This window comes from Microbacterium sp. KSW4-4 (assembly GCF_023091185.1).
Lineage (GTDB): Bacteria > Actinomycetota > Actinomycetes > Actinomycetales > Microbacteriaceae > Microbacterium > Microbacterium paraoxydans.
Window position 1 is genome coordinate 90678 of sequence record NZ_JAHWXJ010000001.1, and the last position, 19080, is coordinate 109757.

At 70.4% G+C, this 19080-nt stretch carries 20 protein-coding genes; 13 read left to right on the top strand and 7 right to left on the bottom strand.

Going from position 1 to position 19080, the window contains the following annotated elements; translation table 11 throughout:
- Positions 1–12 precede the first annotated feature (12 nt).
- Complete coding sequence (locus KZC57_RS00425) at positions 13–1239, top strand: LLM class flavin-dependent oxidoreductase (RefSeq protein ID WP_025103205.1); 1227 nt, start codon at positions 13–15, stop codon at positions 1237–1239.
- Between the two features lies 1 nt (position 1240).
- The gene (locus KZC57_RS00430; RefSeq protein ID WP_025103206.1) at positions 1241–1885 is read left to right on the top strand and encodes an FMN reductase; all 645 of its coding nucleotides are present in this window, start codon (positions 1241–1243) and stop codon (positions 1883–1885) included.
- Positions 1886–1994: 109 nt separating this feature from the next.
- Here the strand turns inward: KZC57_RS00430 and KZC57_RS00435 are convergent, their stop codons facing one another.
- Both KZC57_RS00435 and KZC57_RS00440 read right to left on the bottom strand, forming a co-directional pair.
- On the bottom strand, positions 1995–2174 hold the full coding sequence (locus KZC57_RS00435; protein ID WP_025103207.1) for a DUF5302 domain-containing protein: 180 nt from the start codon (positions 2172–2174) through the stop codon (positions 1995–1997).
- A gap of 39 nt (positions 2175–2213) precedes the next feature.
- The gene (locus KZC57_RS00440) at positions 2214–2798 is read right to left on the bottom strand and encodes a DedA family protein (RefSeq protein ID WP_157547078.1); all 585 of its coding nucleotides are present in this window, start codon (positions 2796–2798) and stop codon (positions 2214–2216) included.
- Between the two features lie 179 nt (positions 2799–2977).
- On the opposite strand from KZC57_RS00440, the gene KZC57_RS00445 reads away from it, so the two are divergent.
- Positions 2978–4879 (top strand): glycosyltransferase, encoded by a 1902-nt coding sequence (locus KZC57_RS00445; RefSeq protein ID WP_247640811.1) that lies wholly within the window; start codon positions 2978–2980, stop codon positions 4877–4879.
- Positions 4880–4890: 11 nt separating this feature from the next.
- On the opposite strand, the gene KZC57_RS00450 is transcribed toward KZC57_RS00445, so the two are convergent.
- Positions 4891–6201, bottom strand: a complete 1311-nt coding sequence (locus KZC57_RS00450) for a UDP-glucose/GDP-mannose dehydrogenase family protein (protein WP_247640812.1) — start codon at positions 6199–6201, stop codon at positions 4891–4893.
- Positions 6202–6560: 359 nt separating this feature from the next.
- Here KZC57_RS00450 and KZC57_RS00455 point away from each other — a divergent pair, with 359 nt between their 5' ends.
- From KZC57_RS00455 to KZC57_RS00475, 5 genes are all read left to right on the top strand, one after another.
- A complete protein-coding gene (locus KZC57_RS00455; RefSeq protein WP_247640813.1) occupies positions 6561–8834 on the top strand; it encodes a polyribonucleotide nucleotidyltransferase in 2274 nt (757 codons plus the stop codon).
- 213 nt (positions 8835–9047) lie between these two features.
- Positions 9048–10076 (top strand): aldo/keto reductase, encoded by a 1029-nt coding sequence (locus KZC57_RS00460; RefSeq protein WP_060921086.1) that lies wholly within the window; start codon positions 9048–9050, stop codon positions 10074–10076.
- A gap of 73 nt (positions 10077–10149) precedes the next feature.
- Positions 10150–10752 carry a histidine phosphatase family protein gene (locus tag KZC57_RS00465; protein WP_025103212.1) on the top strand — a complete coding sequence of 201 codons (603 nt, stop codon included), beginning with the start codon at positions 10150–10152 and terminating at the stop codon, positions 10750–10752.
- Between the two features lie 55 nt (positions 10753–10807).
- A complete protein-coding gene (dapB, locus tag KZC57_RS00470) occupies positions 10808–11548 on the top strand; it encodes a 4-hydroxy-tetrahydrodipicolinate reductase (RefSeq protein ID WP_060921085.1) in 741 nt (246 codons plus the stop codon).
- Positions 11548–11982: a hypothetical protein gene (locus KZC57_RS00475; RefSeq protein WP_082749918.1), complete on the top strand. Its 435-nt coding sequence runs from the start codon at positions 11548–11550 to the stop codon at positions 11980–11982. Before dapB ends, KZC57_RS00475 begins: the two co-directional genes overlap by 1 nt.
- Positions 11983–11994: 12 nt before the next feature.
- Here the strand turns inward: KZC57_RS00475 and KZC57_RS00480 are convergent, their stop codons facing one another.
- The 3 genes from KZC57_RS00480 to KZC57_RS00490 form a co-directional block, all read right to left on the bottom strand.
- Complete coding sequence (locus KZC57_RS00480; RefSeq protein ID WP_060921083.1) at positions 11995–12420, bottom strand: OsmC family peroxiredoxin; 426 nt, start codon at positions 12418–12420, stop codon at positions 11995–11997.
- Positions 12421–12504: 84 nt separating this feature from the next.
- Positions 12505–13077, bottom strand: coding sequence for a DUF4395 domain-containing protein (locus KZC57_RS00485; protein ID WP_060921082.1), 573 nt, complete (start codon positions 13075–13077; stop codon positions 12505–12507).
- Positions 13077–13511: a thioredoxin family protein gene (locus tag KZC57_RS00490; protein ID WP_060921081.1), complete on the bottom strand. Its 435-nt coding sequence runs from the start codon at positions 13509–13511 to the stop codon at positions 13077–13079. The genes KZC57_RS00485 and KZC57_RS00490 overlap by 1 nt, the downstream gene beginning before the upstream one ends.
- Before the next feature lie 113 nt (positions 13512–13624).
- Between KZC57_RS00490 and KZC57_RS00495 the strand changes: the two genes are divergently transcribed.
- From KZC57_RS00495 to KZC57_RS00505, 3 genes are read left to right on the top strand one after another with little or no spacing between them, the layout of a single operon-like run.
- Positions 13625–14434: a thymidylate synthase gene (locus KZC57_RS00495; RefSeq protein ID WP_060921080.1), complete on the top strand. Its 810-nt coding sequence runs from the start codon at positions 13625–13627 to the stop codon at positions 14432–14434.
- On the top strand, positions 14431–14907 hold the full coding sequence (locus tag KZC57_RS00500) for a dihydrofolate reductase (protein ID WP_060921079.1): 477 nt from the start codon (positions 14431–14433) through the stop codon (positions 14905–14907). Before KZC57_RS00495 ends, KZC57_RS00500 begins: the two co-directional genes overlap by 4 nt.
- Positions 14907–15668: an SDR family oxidoreductase gene (locus tag KZC57_RS00505; protein WP_060921078.1), complete on the top strand. Its 762-nt coding sequence runs from the start codon at positions 14907–14909 to the stop codon at positions 15666–15668. Before KZC57_RS00500 ends, KZC57_RS00505 begins: the two co-directional genes overlap by 1 nt.
- Before the next feature lie 9 nt (positions 15669–15677).
- Here the strand turns inward: KZC57_RS00505 and KZC57_RS00510 are convergent, their stop codons facing one another.
- Complete coding sequence (locus KZC57_RS00510) at positions 15678–16217, bottom strand: NUDIX domain-containing protein (RefSeq protein WP_247640814.1); 540 nt, start codon at positions 16215–16217, stop codon at positions 15678–15680.
- Between the two features lie 79 nt (positions 16218–16296).
- On the opposite strand from KZC57_RS00510, the gene dapA reads away from it, so the two are divergent.
- Positions 16297–17274: a 4-hydroxy-tetrahydrodipicolinate synthase gene (gene dapA / locus KZC57_RS00515; RefSeq protein WP_025103222.1), complete on the top strand. Its 978-nt coding sequence runs from the start codon at positions 16297–16299 to the stop codon at positions 17272–17274.
- 53 nt (positions 17275–17327) lie between these two features.
- Positions 17328–19004, top strand: coding sequence for a ribonuclease J (locus KZC57_RS00520; protein ID WP_105949656.1), 1677 nt, complete (start codon positions 17328–17330; stop codon positions 19002–19004).
- Positions 19005–19080: the final 76 nt, after the last annotated feature.

Genomic DNA, 19080 nt, shown 5'->3' on the forward strand with positions numbered 1-19080 from the left:
CACGGAGCAATCATGAGCGAGCAGTCAGGCGCGCAGGCGATGCAGTTCGGCATCATGTCGGTCAGCGACATCACCCGCGACCCCACCACGGGAGTCACCCCCAGCGAGCAGGAGCGGATCAAGGCGACGCTGGCCATCGCCACCCACGCCGAGGAGGTGGGCCTCGACGTCTTCGCCATCGGCGAGCACCACAACCCGCCGTTCTGGTCGTCGAGCCCCACGACGTTCCTCGCCGCGCTCGCCGCCCAGACGGAACGCCTCATCGTCTCGACCTCGACCACGCTGATCACGACGAACGACCCGGTGCGCATCGCCGAGGAGTACGCGATGCTGCAGCACGTCTCGGACGGCCGCATGGACCTCATGCTGGGCCGCGGCAACACCGGCCCGGTGTACCCGTGGTTCGGGCAGGACATCCGTCAGGGCCTTCCGCTCGCGATCGAGAACTACGCGCTGCTGCACAAGCTGTGGCGTGAGGACGTCGTCGACTGGGAGGGCAAGTTCCGCACCCCGCTGCAGGGCTTCACCTCGACACCCCGTCCGCTCGACGGCATCGCCCCGTTCGTGTGGCACGGCTCCATCCGCACCCCGGAGATCGCGGAGCAGGCCGCCTACTACGGCGACGGCTTCTTCGCGAACAACATCTTCTGGCCGAAGGAGCACTACCAGCGGCTCATCGAGCTGTACCGTCAGCGCTTCGAGCACTACGGGCACGGCACGCGGGAGCAGGCGATCGTCGGTCTCGGCGGCCAGGTGTTCATGGCCGCCAAGTCGCAGGACGCGGTGAACCAGTTCCGCCCGTACTTCGACAACGCCCCGGTCTACGGTCACGGCCCCAGCATGGAGGACTTCACCGAGATGACCCCGCTGACGGTGGGATCGCCGCAGCAGGTGATCGACCGGTACGCGGCGATGCGCGAGCACTACGGCGACTACCAGCGCCAGCTGTTCCTCATCGACCACGCGGGTCTGCCGTTGAAGACGGTCCTCGAGCAGCTCGACATCCTCGGCTCCGAGGTCGTGCCGGTGCTCCGCAAGGAGCTCGCGAAGGACCGCCCGTCCACGGTGCCCGACGCGCCGACCCACGCCGCGCGCGTGCAGGCGACGTACGGCGACGGGCCCACGCGGCAGGCGCGCCCCGGTGCGAACCGCGGAGACAACCTCACCGGGGACTCGCCCTACCAGGACACGCCGGCGCCCGCGGGTGCCGCCTTCGGACTCGGCCGGAAGGAGGCCTGACATGACCACGCGTCGCATCGCCGTCGTCTCGGCGGGGCTGTCGAACCCGTCGTCCACCCGGATGCTCGCCGACCGGCTGGCCGCGGAGACCGTGAAGGCGCTCGCGGAGCGCGACATCGAGGCCACCGTCGACGTGATCGAGCTGCGCGACCATGCGCACGACATCACGAACAACATGCTCACCGGCTTCGCGCCCCCCGCACTCGAGACGGCGATCAACACCGTCGTCTCGGCCGACGCGCTGATCGCGGTCACCCCGATCTTCTCGACGAGCTACTCCGGGCTGTTCAAGTCGTTCATCGACGTGCTCGACCCGGACGCGCTCACCGGCAAGCCGGTGCTGATCGGGGCGAACGCGGGGACACCGCGGCACTCGCTCGCGATCGACTACGCGATCCGACCGCTGTTCGCCTACCTGCATGCCGAGGCCGTCTCGACGGGCGTCTTCGCGGCGTCGAGCGACTGGGGCGGCGCGGGGGACGACGTCGCGCCGCTGGCGAAGCGGGTCGAGAAGGGGGCGAGGGAACTCGCCGAGGCCGTCGCGCGCCGGGATGCCGCCGCGGTCGTCGACCCGTACGACCCCGCCACCTACCTGGGTGAGGGACGCTCCTTCGGTCACATGCTCGGCGGTCTCGCCGGAGAGTGACCCGAACGGCGGCCTGACAGCGACGTGCCCCCTGCCTTCCGGCGCGGGGCACGTTCGTGTCTGCGGAGGGGGATGCGGGAGCAGGAGACCGGCTCCCGCATCCTCGCGATCAACCGCTCTTGCGTCGGAACTCGCGCCGCGTCTGCGGGGCGTGGGCCGCGTGCACGGCGGAATCGCCGTCGAGGTGAGCCTCGCCCTGCCGGTGGTGCGCGTTCTTCTTCTCGAGCGCTTCCTTGAATTTGCGCTTCATGTCCTCGGAGGAGGAGCCGGCGCCTTCTTCGGTGCTCATGCTCCCGAGCCTAGAGCACGGCCGGACGGGCGGCGAGGGTCACCGCTCCCGCCTCCGTGTGAGTCGGTCGAGCCCGAGCCCCAGGGCGACGGCGAGTGCCACCGACACCGGGACGGCGACGAGAGGGCCCCCGGGCAGTACTGCGGCGACCATCGCTCCGACGGCGGCCTGGTAGCCCGCCCACCCGAGCGCGGCCAGGGTCACGAGTACCAGGTAGCGAGGGGGATGGATGCGGGAGGCGCCCGCCACGAGGTTGACGGCGAGCCGGGCGAACGGCACGAAGCGCGCGGTGAACAGCACCGTGGCCGTGCCGTGGTCCAGCCGATGGCGTGCCCAGGCGAGGGCCTGCCGGACGCGGTGCCCTCGCATCCAGCCCCAGCGCTCGGTGCCGACGACACGACCGATCAGATAGCAACAGGCGTCGCCGAGCACCGCTGCCCCCGCAGCGCAGAGCACCACCATCCAGAGCGCGGGCGTTCCGGTGGTCACCGCCACGGCGCCGAGGGCGGTCACGGCGATCTCCCCGGGGATGATGACGAAGAACGCGTCACCGAGCACGAGCAGGCTCATCGCGGCCAGGCTCCAGGGGCTGGCGAGGACGTCAGCGAGCAGGTCTGTCGACACGGGCGTCACTCTGCCCCGGGGCGGTGAACGGGAACCAACGCGCGGATAGCCGGTGACCCGTGATCCAGCATCCGGTGAACATCCGGTGCCCGACGCCGATTCCCCTCGGCGGGGACGGGGATCGCCGCCATCCTGAGGGTGTGAGAGTCGCGATCGTTACCGAGTCCTTCCTTCCGCACATGAACGGTGTGACCGGATCCGTGATGCAGATCCTCCGTCACCTGGAGCGCCGAGGGCATGAGTCCTGTGTGCTCGCTCCGGCCGCGATCGGAATCCCGGCGGAGCTGCACGGCGCGCCCGTCACGGCGATTCCCAGCGTCCCGCTCCCGGGGTACCGGGACGTCCGCGTGGGCGCGGCGACCACCCGGAGGATCGGCGCGGAGCTCCACCGCTTCCGTCCCGACGTCGTCCACCTCGCGTCGCCGTTCGCGCTCGGGTGGCGGGGCCTGCTCGCTGCAGAACGCGGGGGTGTCGGAACGGTCGCGGCATACCAGACCGACGTGGCCGCGTACACGGAGAGGTATCGCGTCGCGGTGACGACAGGGATCGCCCATGCCCACATCGCCCGACTGCACCGGAGGGCGACACTCACGCTCGCGCCGTCCACCGAGTCGGCACTGCAGCTGAGTCGGCTCGGCATCGACCGCATCCGGTCCTGGGGGCGGGGTGTGGACGCCGAGCTCTTCCACCCCTCGCGGCGCAGCGACGCGCTCCGGGCGGAGTGGGGAGCCGAGATCGTCATCGGCTACGTCGGACGCCTCGCCCCCGAGAAGCAGGTGGAGGATCTCGCCGCACTGCACGGCATCCCCGGCGCGCGTCTCGTCATCGTCGGAGACGGCCCCCGGCGGGAGCGGTTGCAGGAGCAGCTTCCCGACGCCCTCTTCCTCGGGCGGCTCGACGGGGAGGCGCTCGCCGCGGCGCTGGCCTCCTTCGACGTCTTCGTGCATCCGGGGGAGAGCGAGACCTTCGGGCAGACACTCCAGGAGGCCCATGCGAGCGGTGTCCCCGTGGTCGCCACAGGCAGAGGAGGCCCGCTCGATCTCGTCCGACCCGGCGTCGACGGATGGCTGTACCGACCAGGAGACCTCGCAGACCTCCGCCGTCGCGTGACCGATCTCGCCGGAGACGAGCGCCGGCGTCGTGCGTTCGGGGAGGCGGGCTGGAGCGCGGTGCAGGGCCGGAGCTGGGCGCACCTCGGCGATCAGCTCCTGGATCACTTCGAGGAGGCGCGGACGCTGCACGCCGTGGACCGTCGGCTGCGCGCTCGCCGCCTCGTCCGGCCGGAGCCGGCCCCGCCCGCCCCCTCGCGCCGCTGGCGACGGATCGTCGCCCTCGGCGACTCGGTGACCGAGGGGCTCTGCGATCCCGGACCCGACGGGGCGCTCCGCGGGTGGGCGGACCGGCTCGCGCTGCTCCTCGCCGCGCGGGGAGGCATCCACTACGCGAACCTCGCGATCCGGTCGAAGCGGGTGTCCGACGTGTGCGGACCGCAGCTGGAGCGGGCGCGCGAACTCCGCCCCGACCTGGTCACCGTCCTGGTGGGTGCCAACGATCTCGTGAGGCACCGCGTCGACGTGCCCGCGCTCGCCGCGAGTCTGGAGACCGCGGTGCGGCGGCTGCGCGCGACCGGTGCGGACGTGATCCTGGTCACGCCGTTCCTGCCGGCCCGTCGCGCGGCGGCGCTGTACACGCGGCGCTTCTCCGCCTTCGCCACGGCGCTCGCCGGGGTCGCGGCGCGGACCGGTGCGATCCTCATCGACACCGATCTGCTCCCGGCGCTGGGGGAGCGACAGCACTGGGGCGAGGACCTCGTGCATCTCGGCAGTCGGGGGCACCGCGTGCTCGCCTATCGCGTCGCGGAGGTGCTCGGGGTGCCGCACGCCGACGCGCTGGGAGCGCTGGATGCGGCGTTGCACGAGAACGAGCCGATCGGACGCGCGGCCTGGTGGCGGCAGTACGCGCTCCCGTGGGTGTGGCGACGACTCCACGGCCGCGCGGCGGGGGACGGGCGTCGGGCCAAGCACGACGACTACGTCTACCTCGGACGCTCCACCGTGCGGCAGGACGCGAGCGTGGTCTGACCGACGGGGCCTCAGCGTCGTCCCATCCCGAGGTAGGTCCAGCCGGCAGCCCGCCACGCGTCGGCATCCAGACAGTTCCGCCCGTCGATCACGATGCGGCCCCGCACGAGCCCGCCGGCGTGCTGCGGACGGAGCTCCCGGCGGTACTCGTCCCACTCCGTGACGACGACGACCGCATCCGCGTCCCGCAGGGCCTCGTCCCTGGACGAGGCGTACCCGAGTTGCGGATGCCGTTCGCGGGCGTTCTCGATCGCCGCGGGATCCGTCACCACGACATCGGCCCCCAGCCCCCGCAGCCGCACGGCGATCTCCAGGGCGGGGGAGTCGCGGACGTCGTCGCTGAAGGGCTTGAAGGCCGCACCGAGGACGGCGATCCTCCGCCCGAAGACGAGGCCGCCGAGCGCATCCACCACGAGGCGCACCGCCCGATCCCGTCGGCGGAGGTTGATGGCGTCCACCTCGTGCAGGAACCCGACGGCCTCCCCGCGTCCGAGCTCCTCGGCGCGCGCCGCGAACGCGCGGATGTCCTTGGGCAGGCAGCCGCCCCCGAACCCGATTCCCGAGCCGAGGTAGCGACGGCCGATGCGCGAGTCGTGTCCGAGTGCTTCGGCGAGGAGGGTGACGTCCGCTCCGGCCGCCTCGGCGATCTCGGCCATGGCGTTGATGAACGAGATCTTCGTCGCGAGGAACGCGTTGGCGGCGCCCTTCACGAGCTCCGCGGTGGCCAGGTCGGTGACGAGGAAGGGCGCGCCCGCGTCGATCGCCGCGGCGTACACGCGGCGGAGCAGGTCGACGGCGGCGGCGCCCTGCGGGGTGTCCTCGACGCCGGCCACCAGACGGTCGGGGCGGAGGGTGTCGTGGACGGCCCAGCCCTCCCGGAGGAACTCGGGGTTCCAGGCGAGCGTCGCGCCGGTCTCCGCGATCCGACGGGCGAGACGGGCTGCGGTGCCCACGGGGACCGTCGACTTCCCGGCCACCACCGCCCCCGGTCGCAGGTGGGGGAGCAGCCCGTCGATCGCCGCGTCGACGAAGCGGAGGTCGGCCGCGGGCCCGGAGGCGGACTGCGGGGTACCGACCGCGAGGAAGTGCACCTCCGCCCCGGCAGCGGCCGCCGGATCAGCGGCGAAGCGCAACCGCCCTGACCGCACCCCGTCCTCGAGGAGCTCGGCGAGGCCGGGCTCGAAGAAGGGCGCGGCACCCGCGGTGAGGTCGGCGACCTTGCCCTCGTCCACGTCGATCCCCACGACATCGTGACCGAGCGAGGCCATCGCCGCAGCGTGCACCGCTCCCAGATACCCGCATCCGATCACTGACATCCGCATGCGCCCAGCACAGCCGAGCCGTCTCTCGCTCCGGCGCACGCACGGTGAACGCCTGGTGACGGTCGGGTGTCGGGACCGCGCCGCGCGCGGAACCCTCGGGTCTTGACGGACACGCTGGTAGTGTGGTCGAGGGTGACTCCGGTCACCCGACAATTTCACATCGACTCATGGAGCGATCGGCGGAGAAGCTGGTCCCCTGTGGTGGGTTCCTCGGCGCACGTCGGGTGGCTTTCTACTGGTGGCCAGCGCAGGCGAGATTCGCGGGAATGCCCGCGCGCCCGAACCCTTCCGTTCCGCTCCTTTGAACACGCTCGCGCGTCACACGGATTCGCGAGTCTAAACAAAGAAGGAGAGACCTCTTGGAAGGTCCTGAAATCACCGCCACCGAGGCCGTTCTCGACAACGGCCGCTTCGGCACCCGCACCATCCGCTTCGAGACCGGCCGCCTCGCGCAGCAGGCTCAGGGCGCCGTCGCCGCCTACCTGGACGACGAGACCATGCTCCTGTCGGCCACGAGCGCGGGCAAGCACCCGCGAGAGGGCTTCGACTTCTTCCCGCTGACGGTCGACGTCGAGGAGCGCTCCTACGCCGCCGGCAAGATCCCCGGCTCGTTCTTCCGTCGCGAGGGTCGTCCCTCGACCGAGGCGATCCTGGTCTGCCGTCTGATCGACCGTCCGCTGCGCCCGTCGTTCGTCGACGGCCTGCGCAACGAGGTCCAGATCGTCATCACGGTCCTCTCGATCGCGCCGGGCGAGTTCTACGACGCCCTCGCGATCAACGCCGCGTCCGCGTCCACCCAGATCTCGGGTCTGCCGTTCTCGGGTCCCGTCGCCGGTGTGCGCCTCGCGTTCATCCCCGGTCACGGTCAGCACGAGGACCAGTGGGTCGCGTTCCCGACCGCCGAGCAGGTCTCCGAGGCCGTGTTCGACCTCATCGTCGCCGGCCGCGTGGTCACCAAGGCCGACGGCTCCGAGGACGTCGCGATCATGATGGTCGAGGCCGAGGCGACCGAGGGCAGCTGGAACCTGATCAAGGCCGGTGCCACCAAGCCCGACGAGACCATCGTGGCCCAGGGCCTCGAGGCCTCGAAGCCGTTCATCGCCCAGCTCGTCAAGGCCCAGGCCGAGCTCGCCGCCACCGCGTCGAAGGAGCCGGGCGTCTACCCGGTCTTCCCCGCATACAGCGACGAGGTCTACGACTTCGTGTCCGAGCGCGCGTTCGCCGAGCTGAGCGACGTCTACCAGATCGCCGACAAGACCGAGCGCCAGAACGCCGACGACGCGATCAAGGACCGCGTCAAGGCCGAGCTCATCGAGGCCACCGAGGCGGGTTCGCTCCCGGCCGCGGCCCCGCTGGAGTTCTCCGCGGCGTACAAGTCCGTCACGAAGAAGATCGTCCGTGGTCGCATCCTCACCGAGGGCACCCGCATCGACGGCCGCGGGCTGGCGGACATCCGTCCGCTCGACGCCGAGGTGCAGGTCATCCCGCGCGTGCACGGCTCCGCGATCTTCCAGCGCGGCGAGACCCAGATCATGGGTGTCACCACGCTGAACATGCTCAAGATGGAGCAGCAGATCGACTCGCTGTCGCCCACGACCAGCAAGCGCTACATGCACCACTACAACTTCCCGCCCTACTCGACCGGTGAGACCGGCCGCGTGGGTTCGCCGAAGCGTCGCGAGATCGGGCACGGCTTCCTCGCCGAGCGCGCACTGGTGCCGGTTCTGCCGAGCCGCGAGGAGTTCCCGTACGCGATCCGTCAGGTGTCCGAGGCGCTGAGCTCCAACGGCTCCACCTCGATGGGCTCCGTCTGCGCGTCGACCCTCTCGCTCCTCAACGCGGGTGTGCCGCTGCGCGCCCCCGTCGCCGGCATCGCGATGGGCCTCGTCTCCGACGAGGTCAACGGGGAGACGCGGTACGCGGCGCTGACCGACATCCTGGGTGCGGAGGACGCGCTCGGCGACATGGACTTCAAGGTCGCCGGCACGAGCGAGTTCGTCACCGCCATCCAGCTCGACACGAAGCTCGACGGCATCCCGTCGTCGGTGCTCGCGGGCGCGCTGACCCAGGCCAAGGACGCTCGTCTGACGATCCTCAACGTCCTGAACGCCGCGATCGACGCTCCCGACGAGATGGCACCCACCGCGCCGCGCGTCATCAGCGTCCAGATCCCGGTCGACAAGATCGGCGAGCTGATCGGCCCGAAGGGCAAGACGATCAACGCGATCCAGGACGAGACCGGCGCGCAGATCTCCATCGAGGAGGACGGCACCGTCTACATCGGCGCGACCGACGGCCCCTCGGCCGAGGCCGCCCGTGCCCAGGTCAACGCGATCGCCAACCCGACCAACCCGGAGGTCGGCGAGCAGTTCCTCGGCACCGTCGTGAAGATCGCCACCTTCGGCGCCTTCATCTCGCTGCTGCCGGGCAAGGACGGTCTGCTGCACGTCACCGAGGTGCGCAAGCTCGCCGGTGGCAAGCGTGTGGAGAACGTCGAGGACGTGCTCTCCGTCGGCCAGAAGATCCTCGTGAAGATCACGAAGATCGACGATCGCGGCAAGCTGTCGCTCGAGCCCGTGCTCGACGATGCGCCCGCTGCGGACGAGGCTCCGGCCGAGGACGCCGCCGAGTAAGACACGGATGACACGGAACCCGGGTCTCTCCGTCGGAGAGGCCCGGGTTCCGTCGTCTGTGCCGTGATCGAAACGTTATGGGAAGTTTGCGCGCCGTTCCCCGGATTGGTCGGGACGTTCGCGCACGTCGCATACCCTCGAAGTACGCACCGGGGGGTGCCAGCGAAGCAGTGATGTCGATCGGCTCCGGCCGATCACGGCGGGGGTGAGAGTATGCGGTTGTTCAGCGTAGGCGCAGGAACACCTGCTGAACGCGCCCCGCAGGAGCACGAGGACCACCCCTCCGCTCCCATCCCCATCGTCGGGCCCGGCGTGGGGGAGTCCATCCGCGCCGCCCTCGGCGAGACCGGGTACGAGACGTTCCCGCTCATGCTCGGCGCCGCGGAGTTCGGATGGAACGTCGATCTCGAGACGAGCCACGGCATCCTCGACCGCTACGTGGAGTTCGGCGGCAACGCCATCCATACCGCGGACGGGTTCTCCGGCGGGCGGAGCGAGCACATCCTCGGGCAGTGGCTGCGGTCGCGGGACCAGCGCGAGCGCGTCGTCCTGAGCGTGCGCATCGGAGCCCACGCCGACAACCCCGGCCTGGGATCGGTCAACCTCGTCCGTGCCGTCGAGGGGTCGCTGACCCGGCTCGGCGTCGAGCGCATCGACGTGCTGTACCTGGACGCCACGCTGGATGCGACGACCAACCTCGAGGACACCCTGGCCACGGTCGAGTGGCTCGTCGAGGCGGGGAAGATCGGGGCGCTCGGCGCGTACGGCTTCACGCCGGAGAGGCTCGTCGAGGCGCGGATCCTCGCGTCGGCGGGATATCCGCGCATCACGGTGATCGACACGCCGTACAACCTCGTCCGCCGGCAGCCGTTCGAGGGCGACCTGCGGCTCGTCGCCGGCGCGCAGAACCTCGCCGTGACGCCGTCCCACGCTCTGGAGCACGGATTCCTGTCCGGCCGTCACCGGACGAAGGCCCTCGCATCGCGCGGCGTCCGCGGCGAGCAGCTGCGGGGTCACCTCAACCGCCGCGGGACCAAGGTGCTGCGTGCGCTGGATCAGGTCGCGGCGGAGCTCGCCGTGCCTGTCGCGGCCGTGTCCATCGCATGGCTGCTCGCACAGCGCACGGTCGCCGCGCCGATCGTGAACACGTTCGCGACCGACCACGTCGACGAGCTGATGCAGGGCGCGGGGGTCACGCTGTCCCGGGTGCAGGTCGCCGACCTCACCCGCGCGGGCGCCTGAGCTCGCGGCGCCCGTGACATAGGGTGGAAGAGGAAGACCGGCGGATGCTGGCGATGAGGCGAGCGAGCGAGTTGTGACGCACTACATATATCTGGTCAGACACGGTGAACATCAGGATGCCGAGCACGGCCTCGCCGACGGACCGCTCTCCCCGCGCGGTCAGCGGCAGGCGGAGCTCATCGCGGACCGCCTGTCCGGCCTCCCGCTCGACGCCGTCTGGCACTCGCCGCTCCTGAGGGCCGCGGAGACGGCGAGAGCGATCGCCGGCCGACTCCCGTCCGTGGATCCGGAGCCCTCCGCTCTGCTCTTCGACTGCGTGCCGACGGGGATGACGGAGGAGACGCCGGCGGTGTTCGAGCCCTTCTTCGGCTCCGTGACCGAGGCGGAGATCGAGGCGGGCCGCGCGCAGATGTCGGATGCCGTCAACGAGTTCCTCGTGCGGAAGACCGGCGACGTGCACGAGGTGCTCATCACCCACAACTTCGTGATCTCGTGGTTCGTGCGTGAGGTCCTCGCCGCACCGGACTGGCGCTGGATGACCCTGAACCAGTCGCACTGCGGGTTGACGGTGATCGCACAGAAGCAGGGACGGCCGTGGACCCTGCTCACGCACAACGACACCGGCCATCTACCGATGGAGCTGCGGACGGGGATCCCGGACGCGCTGCTGGTCTGATCGACGCCTCCGCGCGCCGCGTCCCCCGGCCGACGCCCGGAAATAGACTGGACGTATGACCACGAAGGTAGCCCTCGTCGGCGGGACCGGAAAGCTCGGAACGATCATCGGCGCCGTGATCGCTGAGCTGGACGGCTTCGAGGTGAGCCGCGTCCTGACGTCGGCGAGTGACCTCTCGGAGCTCGCAGGCGCCGACCTCGTGATCGACGCCTCCACGCCGCAGGTCAGCATCGACGTGGTGCGCACGGCCGTGGAGCACGGGCTGAACGTCCTCGTCGCCACCTCCGGCTGGTCGGCGGAGCGGATCGCCCTCGTCCGTCCGCTCGTCGAGGCCGCCGACACCGGAGCGGTGTTCATCCCGAACTTCTCCCTCGGCTCCGTTCTCGGCTCGGCCCTCGCGGCGGCCGCCGCGCCCTACTTCGGCTCGGCGGAGATCGTCGAGGCGCACCGCGATACGAAGGTGGACTCGCCCAGCGGGACAGCCGTCCGCACGGCGGAGCTCATCGCCGCCGCGCGTGCGACCCAGGGTCCGGTGAGTGCGCCGCATGCAGACCAGCGCGCGCGGGGACAGCAGGTGGGCAGCGTGCCCATCCACTCGCTCCGCCGTCCCGGGGTGATCGCCAAGCAGGAGGTGATCCTCTCCGGACCGGGGGAGTCGCTGACCTTCACGCATGACACCACCGACCCGGCCCTGGCGTATGCGCCGGGGATCCGCCTGGCCGTGCCCTATACGGCCACCGCCACCGGCGTCGTGGTGGGCCTGGAGAACATGCTCGACATCGGCATCCGCTCGTGATGTCCCGGATCGGGGTCGGGCTGATGGCCGCGGCCCTCCTGCTCTACCTCGTCGTGGCCGGCTGGCTCGCCGTCATGTTCCTCGCCGTGGGGACGCCGGTCTCCATCGGGATGGGCATCACGCTCCTCGTGCTCGCACCCGTGGGCGGGTGGGCGCTGGTGCGCGAGATGCTCTTCGGCTTCGGCGCCGACCGGCTGGGGCGCCTGCTCGACGCTGAGGGCGGCATGCCGCCCGTGGAGACCGAGCTCACGCCCAGCGGACGCATCGCCCGCAAGGATGCCGATGCGCTCGTCGCGCGCTACACGGCGGAGGCGGAGGCGGCGCCGACCGACTGGCGGGCGCGCTATCGCCTCGGCGTCGTGCAGGATGCGGCGGGACGCCGCAAGGACGCCAGGGCGAGCATCCGACAGGCGATCAGCCTCTCCCGCGCCTGACGTCCACGCGGCTCAGGCGAGCGTCGCCTCGAGCGTGATCTCGATCCCCGCGAGAGCCTGGGACACCGGGCATCCGGTCTTCGCCCCCTCGGCGATCTCCTGGAACTTCTCCGCGGTCAGACCCGGCACCGTCGCGTTGACGTTGAGGTGGCTGCCGGTGATGCCGACGCCCGGCTTGAAGGTGACCGAGGCGCTGGTGTCGACGCGCTCCGGTGCGGTGCCGTTCTCGGCGAGTGCGTGCGAGAGCGCCATGCTGAAGCAGGAGGCATGGGCCGCGGCGATGAGCTCCTCCGGCGTCGTGGTCGTGTCGCTGCCCTCGCTGCGGGACTTCCAGTCGATCGGGAACGTCCCCAGATGTGAGGAGGAGAAGGCGACCGTGCCGGAACCCTCCGTGAGCGATCCGGTCCAGGTGGCGGCGGCTTCACTGGTGACGGGCATGGTTCCTCCGGTTCTGACGCCACCGGGGGAGCGGCGTCGCTTGGTCGCCAGCCTACCGAGCGACCGGGCCTTCGGGAACCGGCGTCAGGCGGCGCGGCGCGGTCGTCCGGTGAGCCCGACGCGCTGCAGCAGGAGGTAGAGCTGGCATCCGAGGCACAGTCCGAACACGGCGTTGAGGAAGGCGGCGAGGAACGCCGCGGCGGTGGCGATCGGAAGGGCCCACGGCACCCCGGCGAGGTGGAGCAGGAGGCCGAGTCCCACGACGACGAGACCCACGCCCTGGGCGAACCGCGGGGGACGGGGATCCTCCAGCTCTGCGGGCGGCGCGAGGCGCGGACGGACGAGGCGGCGGTAGAGGACGCCCCAGGGCGCGGTGGTGGGAGAGACGACGCCCCAGAGGAACAGGAGCGCGATCAGCGTGGCCAGGAGGAAGCCAGGGTCGAGCACGCGCGCGACGGGCCCCGCGGCGGAGACCGCCCAGCCGCCTCCTCCGATGAACGCGAACTCCGACGACGCCGTGAGCGCGAACCAGCGATCGGGGGTCCGCGCGGTGGAGATCCCGATGAGGGCCAGGAACGTCGCGATGGCGAGCAGGAGCGCGGTGATCCCGGCGGCGAAGCGGGGCCCGCGCGGATCGATTCCGGGGGGAGGGGTCATCATCTGCTCCAGACGGGGTCTGAGACGGCGGCGACGGCGTGGGTCAGGCTCTCCCGAGCGGGTATGCCCGCGAACCGGGCCCTGACGCGCCCGGTGGTGTCGAGCACGAAGGTGGTCGGTGTCTGCAGCACACGGTAGCGCGCCGAGAGATCCGGGCGGTGCGTGAGATCGATCTCGATGTGCGCGAGGCCGGCGTCCGCGGACGCATAGGAGCCGAGAAGACGACGCACCTGGGGGCAGCGGGCGCATGTCTCCGTGCTGAACTGCACGAGCGTCGCCGTGGCCCCCAGCGCCGCGCCCTCCGCATCAGCGGGATCGAACCGCAGGTCGCCGCCGTCGCGGCGGCGGCCCTCTCTCCCGCGGAGCACGAGCCCGACCACGGTGGCGAGCACCAGCAGCGCGGCCAGAGCGGCGAGAGCGAGCGCGGGGGACATCCCTCGAGGCTAGATCCGCGGCCGCGGGAGCGTCGCGATGTTTCGGTACGTGACGTGCGGATCGCGTGACGACCACCGCCCCCGCCGGGAGCGGGGCGGGTATCCTGACAACCATGAGCGCCGCTGTCCCGACTCCGTACGAAGACCTGCTCCGCGACGTGCTCGAGACGGGCACGCACAAGAGCGATCGCACCGGGACCGGGACCACGAGCGTGTTCGGGCGACAGATCCGCTTCGATCTCGCGCAGGGCTTCCCCCTCATCACCACGAAGCGCGTGCACTTCAAGTCCATCGCGTACGAGCTGCTCTGGTTCCTGCGCGGCGACTCCAACGTCCGCTGGCTGCAGGAGAACGGCGTCTCGATCTGGGACGAGTGGGCGGACGAGGAGGGCGACCTCGGCCCGGTGTACGGCGTCCAGTGGCGGTCCTGGCCGACTCCCGACGGCGGCAGCATCGATCAGCTGACCGAGGTCATCGAGCAGATCCGGCGCTCACCCGACTCGCGGCGCCTCCTCGTCTCCGCCTGGAATCCCGCGGACATCCCGGACATGGCCCTCGCACCGTGCCACGCACTGTTCCAGTTCTACGTCGCCGACGGAAAGCTCTCCTGCCAGCTCTACCAGCGCAGCGCGGACATGTTCCTCGGCGTCCCCTTCAACATCGCCTCCTACGCGCTGCTGACGATGATGATCGCGCAGCAGGTGGGGCTGGAGCCGGGCGACTTCGTGTGGACCGGCGGGGACTGCCACGTCTACGACAACCACGTCGAGCAGGTGCGCGAGCAGCTCACACGAGAGGCCTACCCGTATCCGACGCTGCGGTTCGCGCGGAAGCCGGACTCGATCTTCGACTATCGGTTCGACGACTTCGTCGTCGAGGATTACCAGCACCACGCACCGATCAGGGCGGCGGTGGCGGTATGACCTGGGTGGGGCTCATCTGGGCGGAGGCCGCCGGAGGCGTGATCGGCGCCGAGGGCGGCATGCCCTGGTACGTGCCGGAGGACCTGGCGCACTTCAAGGAGACCACCCAGGGCGCGCCGGTCGTCATGGGGCGCAAGACCTGGGACTCGCTGCCCAAGAGATTCCGTCCCCTGCCCGGTCGCGACAACATCGTCGTGACCCGACAGCAGGACTGGACGGCGGAGGGCGCCCGCCGTGCGGCCACGGTGTCCGAGGCCGTGCGCGGCCAGGAGAAGGTGTGGATCATCGGCGGTGCGGAGATCTTCCGTCAGGTGATCGCCGACGCCGACCGGCTCGAGGTCACGGAGCTCGACCTCACGGTCGACGGCGACACGTTCGCTCCGCCGAAGACCGGGTGGCGCGTGGTGGACGAGGGGGACTGGCAGACGTCCCGCACCGGCGTCCGGTATCGCTTCCTGAGGTACGAGCGCTGATGCCCACCGCACTGATCACCGGAGCCAGCGCGGGGCTGGGCGCCGAGTTCGCCCGTCAGCTGGCACGTCGACGCGCCGACCTCGTGCTCGTGGCCCGCTCGGAGGAACCGCTCTCGGCTCTCGCGGCGGAGTTGCGCGGCGAGTGGGGAGTGGCCGTCGAGGTGCTCCCGGCCGATCTGTCCGAGGAGGCCGGCGTCGAGCTCGTCGCGGCTCGGCTCCGTGATCGGGACGACCCGATCGACCTGCTCGTGAACAACGCCGGGTTCGGGCTGCCGCTGCAGTTCGCCGACAACGACATCGAGGACGAGGTGCGGCATCTGCGTGTGCACGTCGAGGCCTCCATGCGCCTGATGCACGCGGCCCTGCAGACCATGCGGGGGCGGGGCGGTCGGATCATCAACGTCGCCTCGGTGGCCGGTTTCATCTCGCGGTCGACGTACTCCGCCTGCAAGGCCTGGCTCATCGATTTCAGCCGATGGGCGAACGCGGCCTACGGTCCGGACGGCGTGAGCGTCACGGCGCTCTGCCCCGGTTTCACGCACACGTCCTTCCACGAGCGGATGGGTCTCGCGGTGGGCGAGGAGGGCGTGCCGCCGTTCCTGTGGCTCGATGCCCGAGACGTCGTGCGCGAGGGGCTCCGCGACGCGGCGCGCGGTAAGGCCGTGTCCATCCCCTCGCTGCGTTACAAGGCCGTCGTCGCCGTGACGAAGGTGCTGCCCCGATCCCTCACTGCGGCTGTCGCGCGTCGGGGCCGGGTCTGACGCTTCCGGTCAGCGGAATCGACCGAGGCGGATCCCTGCGAGAGCGATCGCGGCGATCGTCTCCCCGTCGGTGATCCGACCGTCGGCGATCATCCGGAGGACGTCCCCGAACGCGACCCACTCGACGGTGTCGATGCCCTCTTCCGCGCGGCTGTCGGCCGCGTCGTCGATGCGCTCGATCTCCCGCGCCAGGAAGACGTGCTCCGTGGCCTCCGCGATGCCGTCGAGCGCGTGCGTGCTGCCGAGGTGCTCCCACCGGTGCGCACGGTACCCGGACTCCTCCCGGAGCTCCCGTTCCGCGGCGGCACGCGGGTCCTCGCCGTCGGTACCGCCGGCGGGGACCTCGACGGACGGTCCCACCGTGTAGCGGTCGACGGTCACCAGGCACACCCGGTCCTCGGCGTCCATCGCGACGATGAACACCGCGGGGTTCTTGACCGTCATCACGCCGTAGACGCCCGGGCCGCCCGGCCCGGTGACGTCATCCTCACGCACGCGGATCCAGGCGTTCTCGTAGGTCGTGCGCGAGGCGTGCGTGATCCAACCCATCGTGCGAGCTTACGGCCGACGGAGCAGTAGCACGCGGACGCGTCCGCGGCAGCGGCATCCGACCCGATACGCTGGACGCATGACGCACTCGGGCAACCCCTTCGGACAGGTTCTCGTCGCGCTCGTCACTCCGATGACGGCCGACGGCGAAGTCGACTGGCCCGCCGTCGAGAAGCACATCGATGACGTGATCACCGCAGGCGCGGACGGCATCGTCGTGACGGGAACGACCGGCGAGACCTCGACCCTGACGGACCCGGAGAAGCTCAAGCTCGTCGAGGTCGGCAAGTCCGTCTCCGCAGGCCGCGCGAAGATCATCACCGGCGGCGGATCGAACGAGACCGCGCACGCCATCGAGCTGTACAAGGCCAGCGAGAAGGCCGGTGCCGACGGCATCATGATCGTCACGCCGTACTACAACAAGCCGACGCAGGCGGGTATCCTCACGCACTTCCGGCTCGTCGCCGATGCGACCGACCTGCCGGTCATCCTGTACGACATCCCCGGGCGGACCGGTGTCCCGATCAAGTACGAGACGATCCTCCGGCTCGCGAAGCACCCGAACATCCTCGCGGTGAAGGACGCCAAGGGCGACTTCTCCGAGGTGAGCCGTGTGCTCAACCAGACCGACCTCATGTACTTCTCCGGTGACGACGCGAACGTGCTGCCGCATCTGTCGATCGGGGCGACCGGCCTCATCGGCGTGACGGCGAACGTCGCCGCCGCTCCGTACCGGACCATCATCGATGCGGTGAACCGGGGCGACCTCGCCACCGCGACGGCCGAGCACAAGCGACTGGAGCCGCTGGTCCGGGCCGTCATGACGCACGTCCCCGGCACGGTCGCCGCGAAGTACATCCTGCACGGGTTGGGTCGCATCTCCAGCCCGCGTGTCCGCCTTCCCCTCGTCGGCCCGGAGGAGTGGGAGGCCGCCCTCATCGAGGACGAGCTCGATCTCGTCAGCGGCGTGCCGGGGGCGGACTTCTCGAACTTCCGGCCTGACCGCAACGCGGCCGCGGGCGGCGCCCTGCCGAAGGTGCACGGCACGACGCGCTGAGCCGCGTCACCATGAACGAACGGACGCGTGGAGTGTCCGACTGAGGAGACAGCATGTCCATTCCCCTGGCCGAACCGTCCGCTCTCGACGAAGGGACGCTCCGGGTCATCCCGATCGGCGGCCTGGGGGAGATCGGTCGCAACATGACCGTGTTCGAGTACGCGGGCAAGATCCTGATCGTGGACTGCGGGGTGCTCTTCCCGGAGGAGCACCAGCCGGGTGTCGACCTGATCCTCCCCGACTTCGAGCCGATCCGCGATCGTCTCGATGACATCGTGGGCGTGGTGCTGACGCACGGGCACGAAGACCACATCGGGGCCGTTCCGTACCTGCTGCGGCTGAAGAGCGACATCCCGCTGATCGGCTCCGGACTCACGCTCGCCCTCGTCGAGGCGAAGCTGAAGGAGCACCGCATCAAGGCCTTCACCTTGACCGTGAAGGAAGGTCAGCAGGAGAAGGTCGGACCGTTCGACCTCGAGTTCGTCGCGGTGAACCACTCCATCCCGGACGCGCTGGCGGTCGCGATCCGCACCCCCGCCGGCATGGCTCTGGCCACCGGCGACTTCAAGATGGACCAGTTGCCCCTGGACGGCCGCATCACCGATCTGCGCGCGTTCTCGCGCCTGGGGGAGGAGGGCGTCGATCTCTTCCTCGTCGACTCCACCAACGCCGACGTCCCCGGCTTCACGCCCACGGAGCGCTCCATCGGCCCGGTCCTCGACCAGGTCATCGGCAAGGCTCCGCGGCGCGTGATCGTCGCGAGCTTCTCCAGCCACGTGCACCGCGTGCAGCAGGTCATCGACGCCGCGCACGCGCACGGACGTCGGGTGGCTTTCCTCGGCCGCAGCATGGTCCGCAACATGACGATCGCGGAGCAGCTCGGCTACCTCAAGGTGCCGGCGGGCGTGCTGATCGACTTCAAGAAGGCACGCGACCTCCCGGACGAGCAGATCGTCTACATGTCGACCGGTTCGCAGGGCGAGCCGATGGCCGTGCTGAGCCGGATGGCCAACATGGACCACGCCATCGAGGTGAGCGAGGGCGACACCGTGATCCTGGCGTCGAGCCTCATCCCGGGCAACGAGAATGCCGTCTACCGCGTCATCGACGGGCTCACGAAGCTGGGCGCCAACGTCGTGCACAAGGCCAACGCGCGCGTGCACGTGTCGGGGCACGCCGCGGCCGGCGAGCTGCTCTACTGCTACAACATCCTCAAGCCGAAGAACGTCCTCCCTGTCCACGGGGAGTACCGGCACCTGATCGCCAACGCCAAGCTCGCCCAGGACACCGGGATCCCCGAGCAGAACACGATCATCGCCTCCAACGGCACCGTGATCGACCTGAAGGACGGAGTCGCCCGGGTGGCCGGGCAGCTCGACCTCGGGTTCGTCTACGTCGACGGCTCGACCGTCGGCGAGATCACCGACGCCGACCTCAAGGACCGCCGCATCCTCGGTGAGGAGGGGTTCATCTCGGTCATCGTCGTGGTGGACGCCGCCACCGGGCGCATCATCTCCGGTCCGGAGATCCATGCCCGCGGTGTGGCCGAGGACGACGCGGTCTTCGACGACGTCGCTCCGAAGATCGTCGCCGCCCTGAAGGAGGCGTCCGGCAACGGCGTGCGCGACACGCACGCGCTGTCGCAGGTGGTGCGTCGCACGATCGGCCGCTGGGTGAACCAGAAGCTGCGTCGTCGTCCGATGATCGTCCCTCTCGTCATCGAGGCCTGACCCTCGGATCACGGCGCGCCCTCGCGCGCCGTGATCGTCGATTTCCGCGTGGTGACGCGGAGATGTCGGTCTCGGG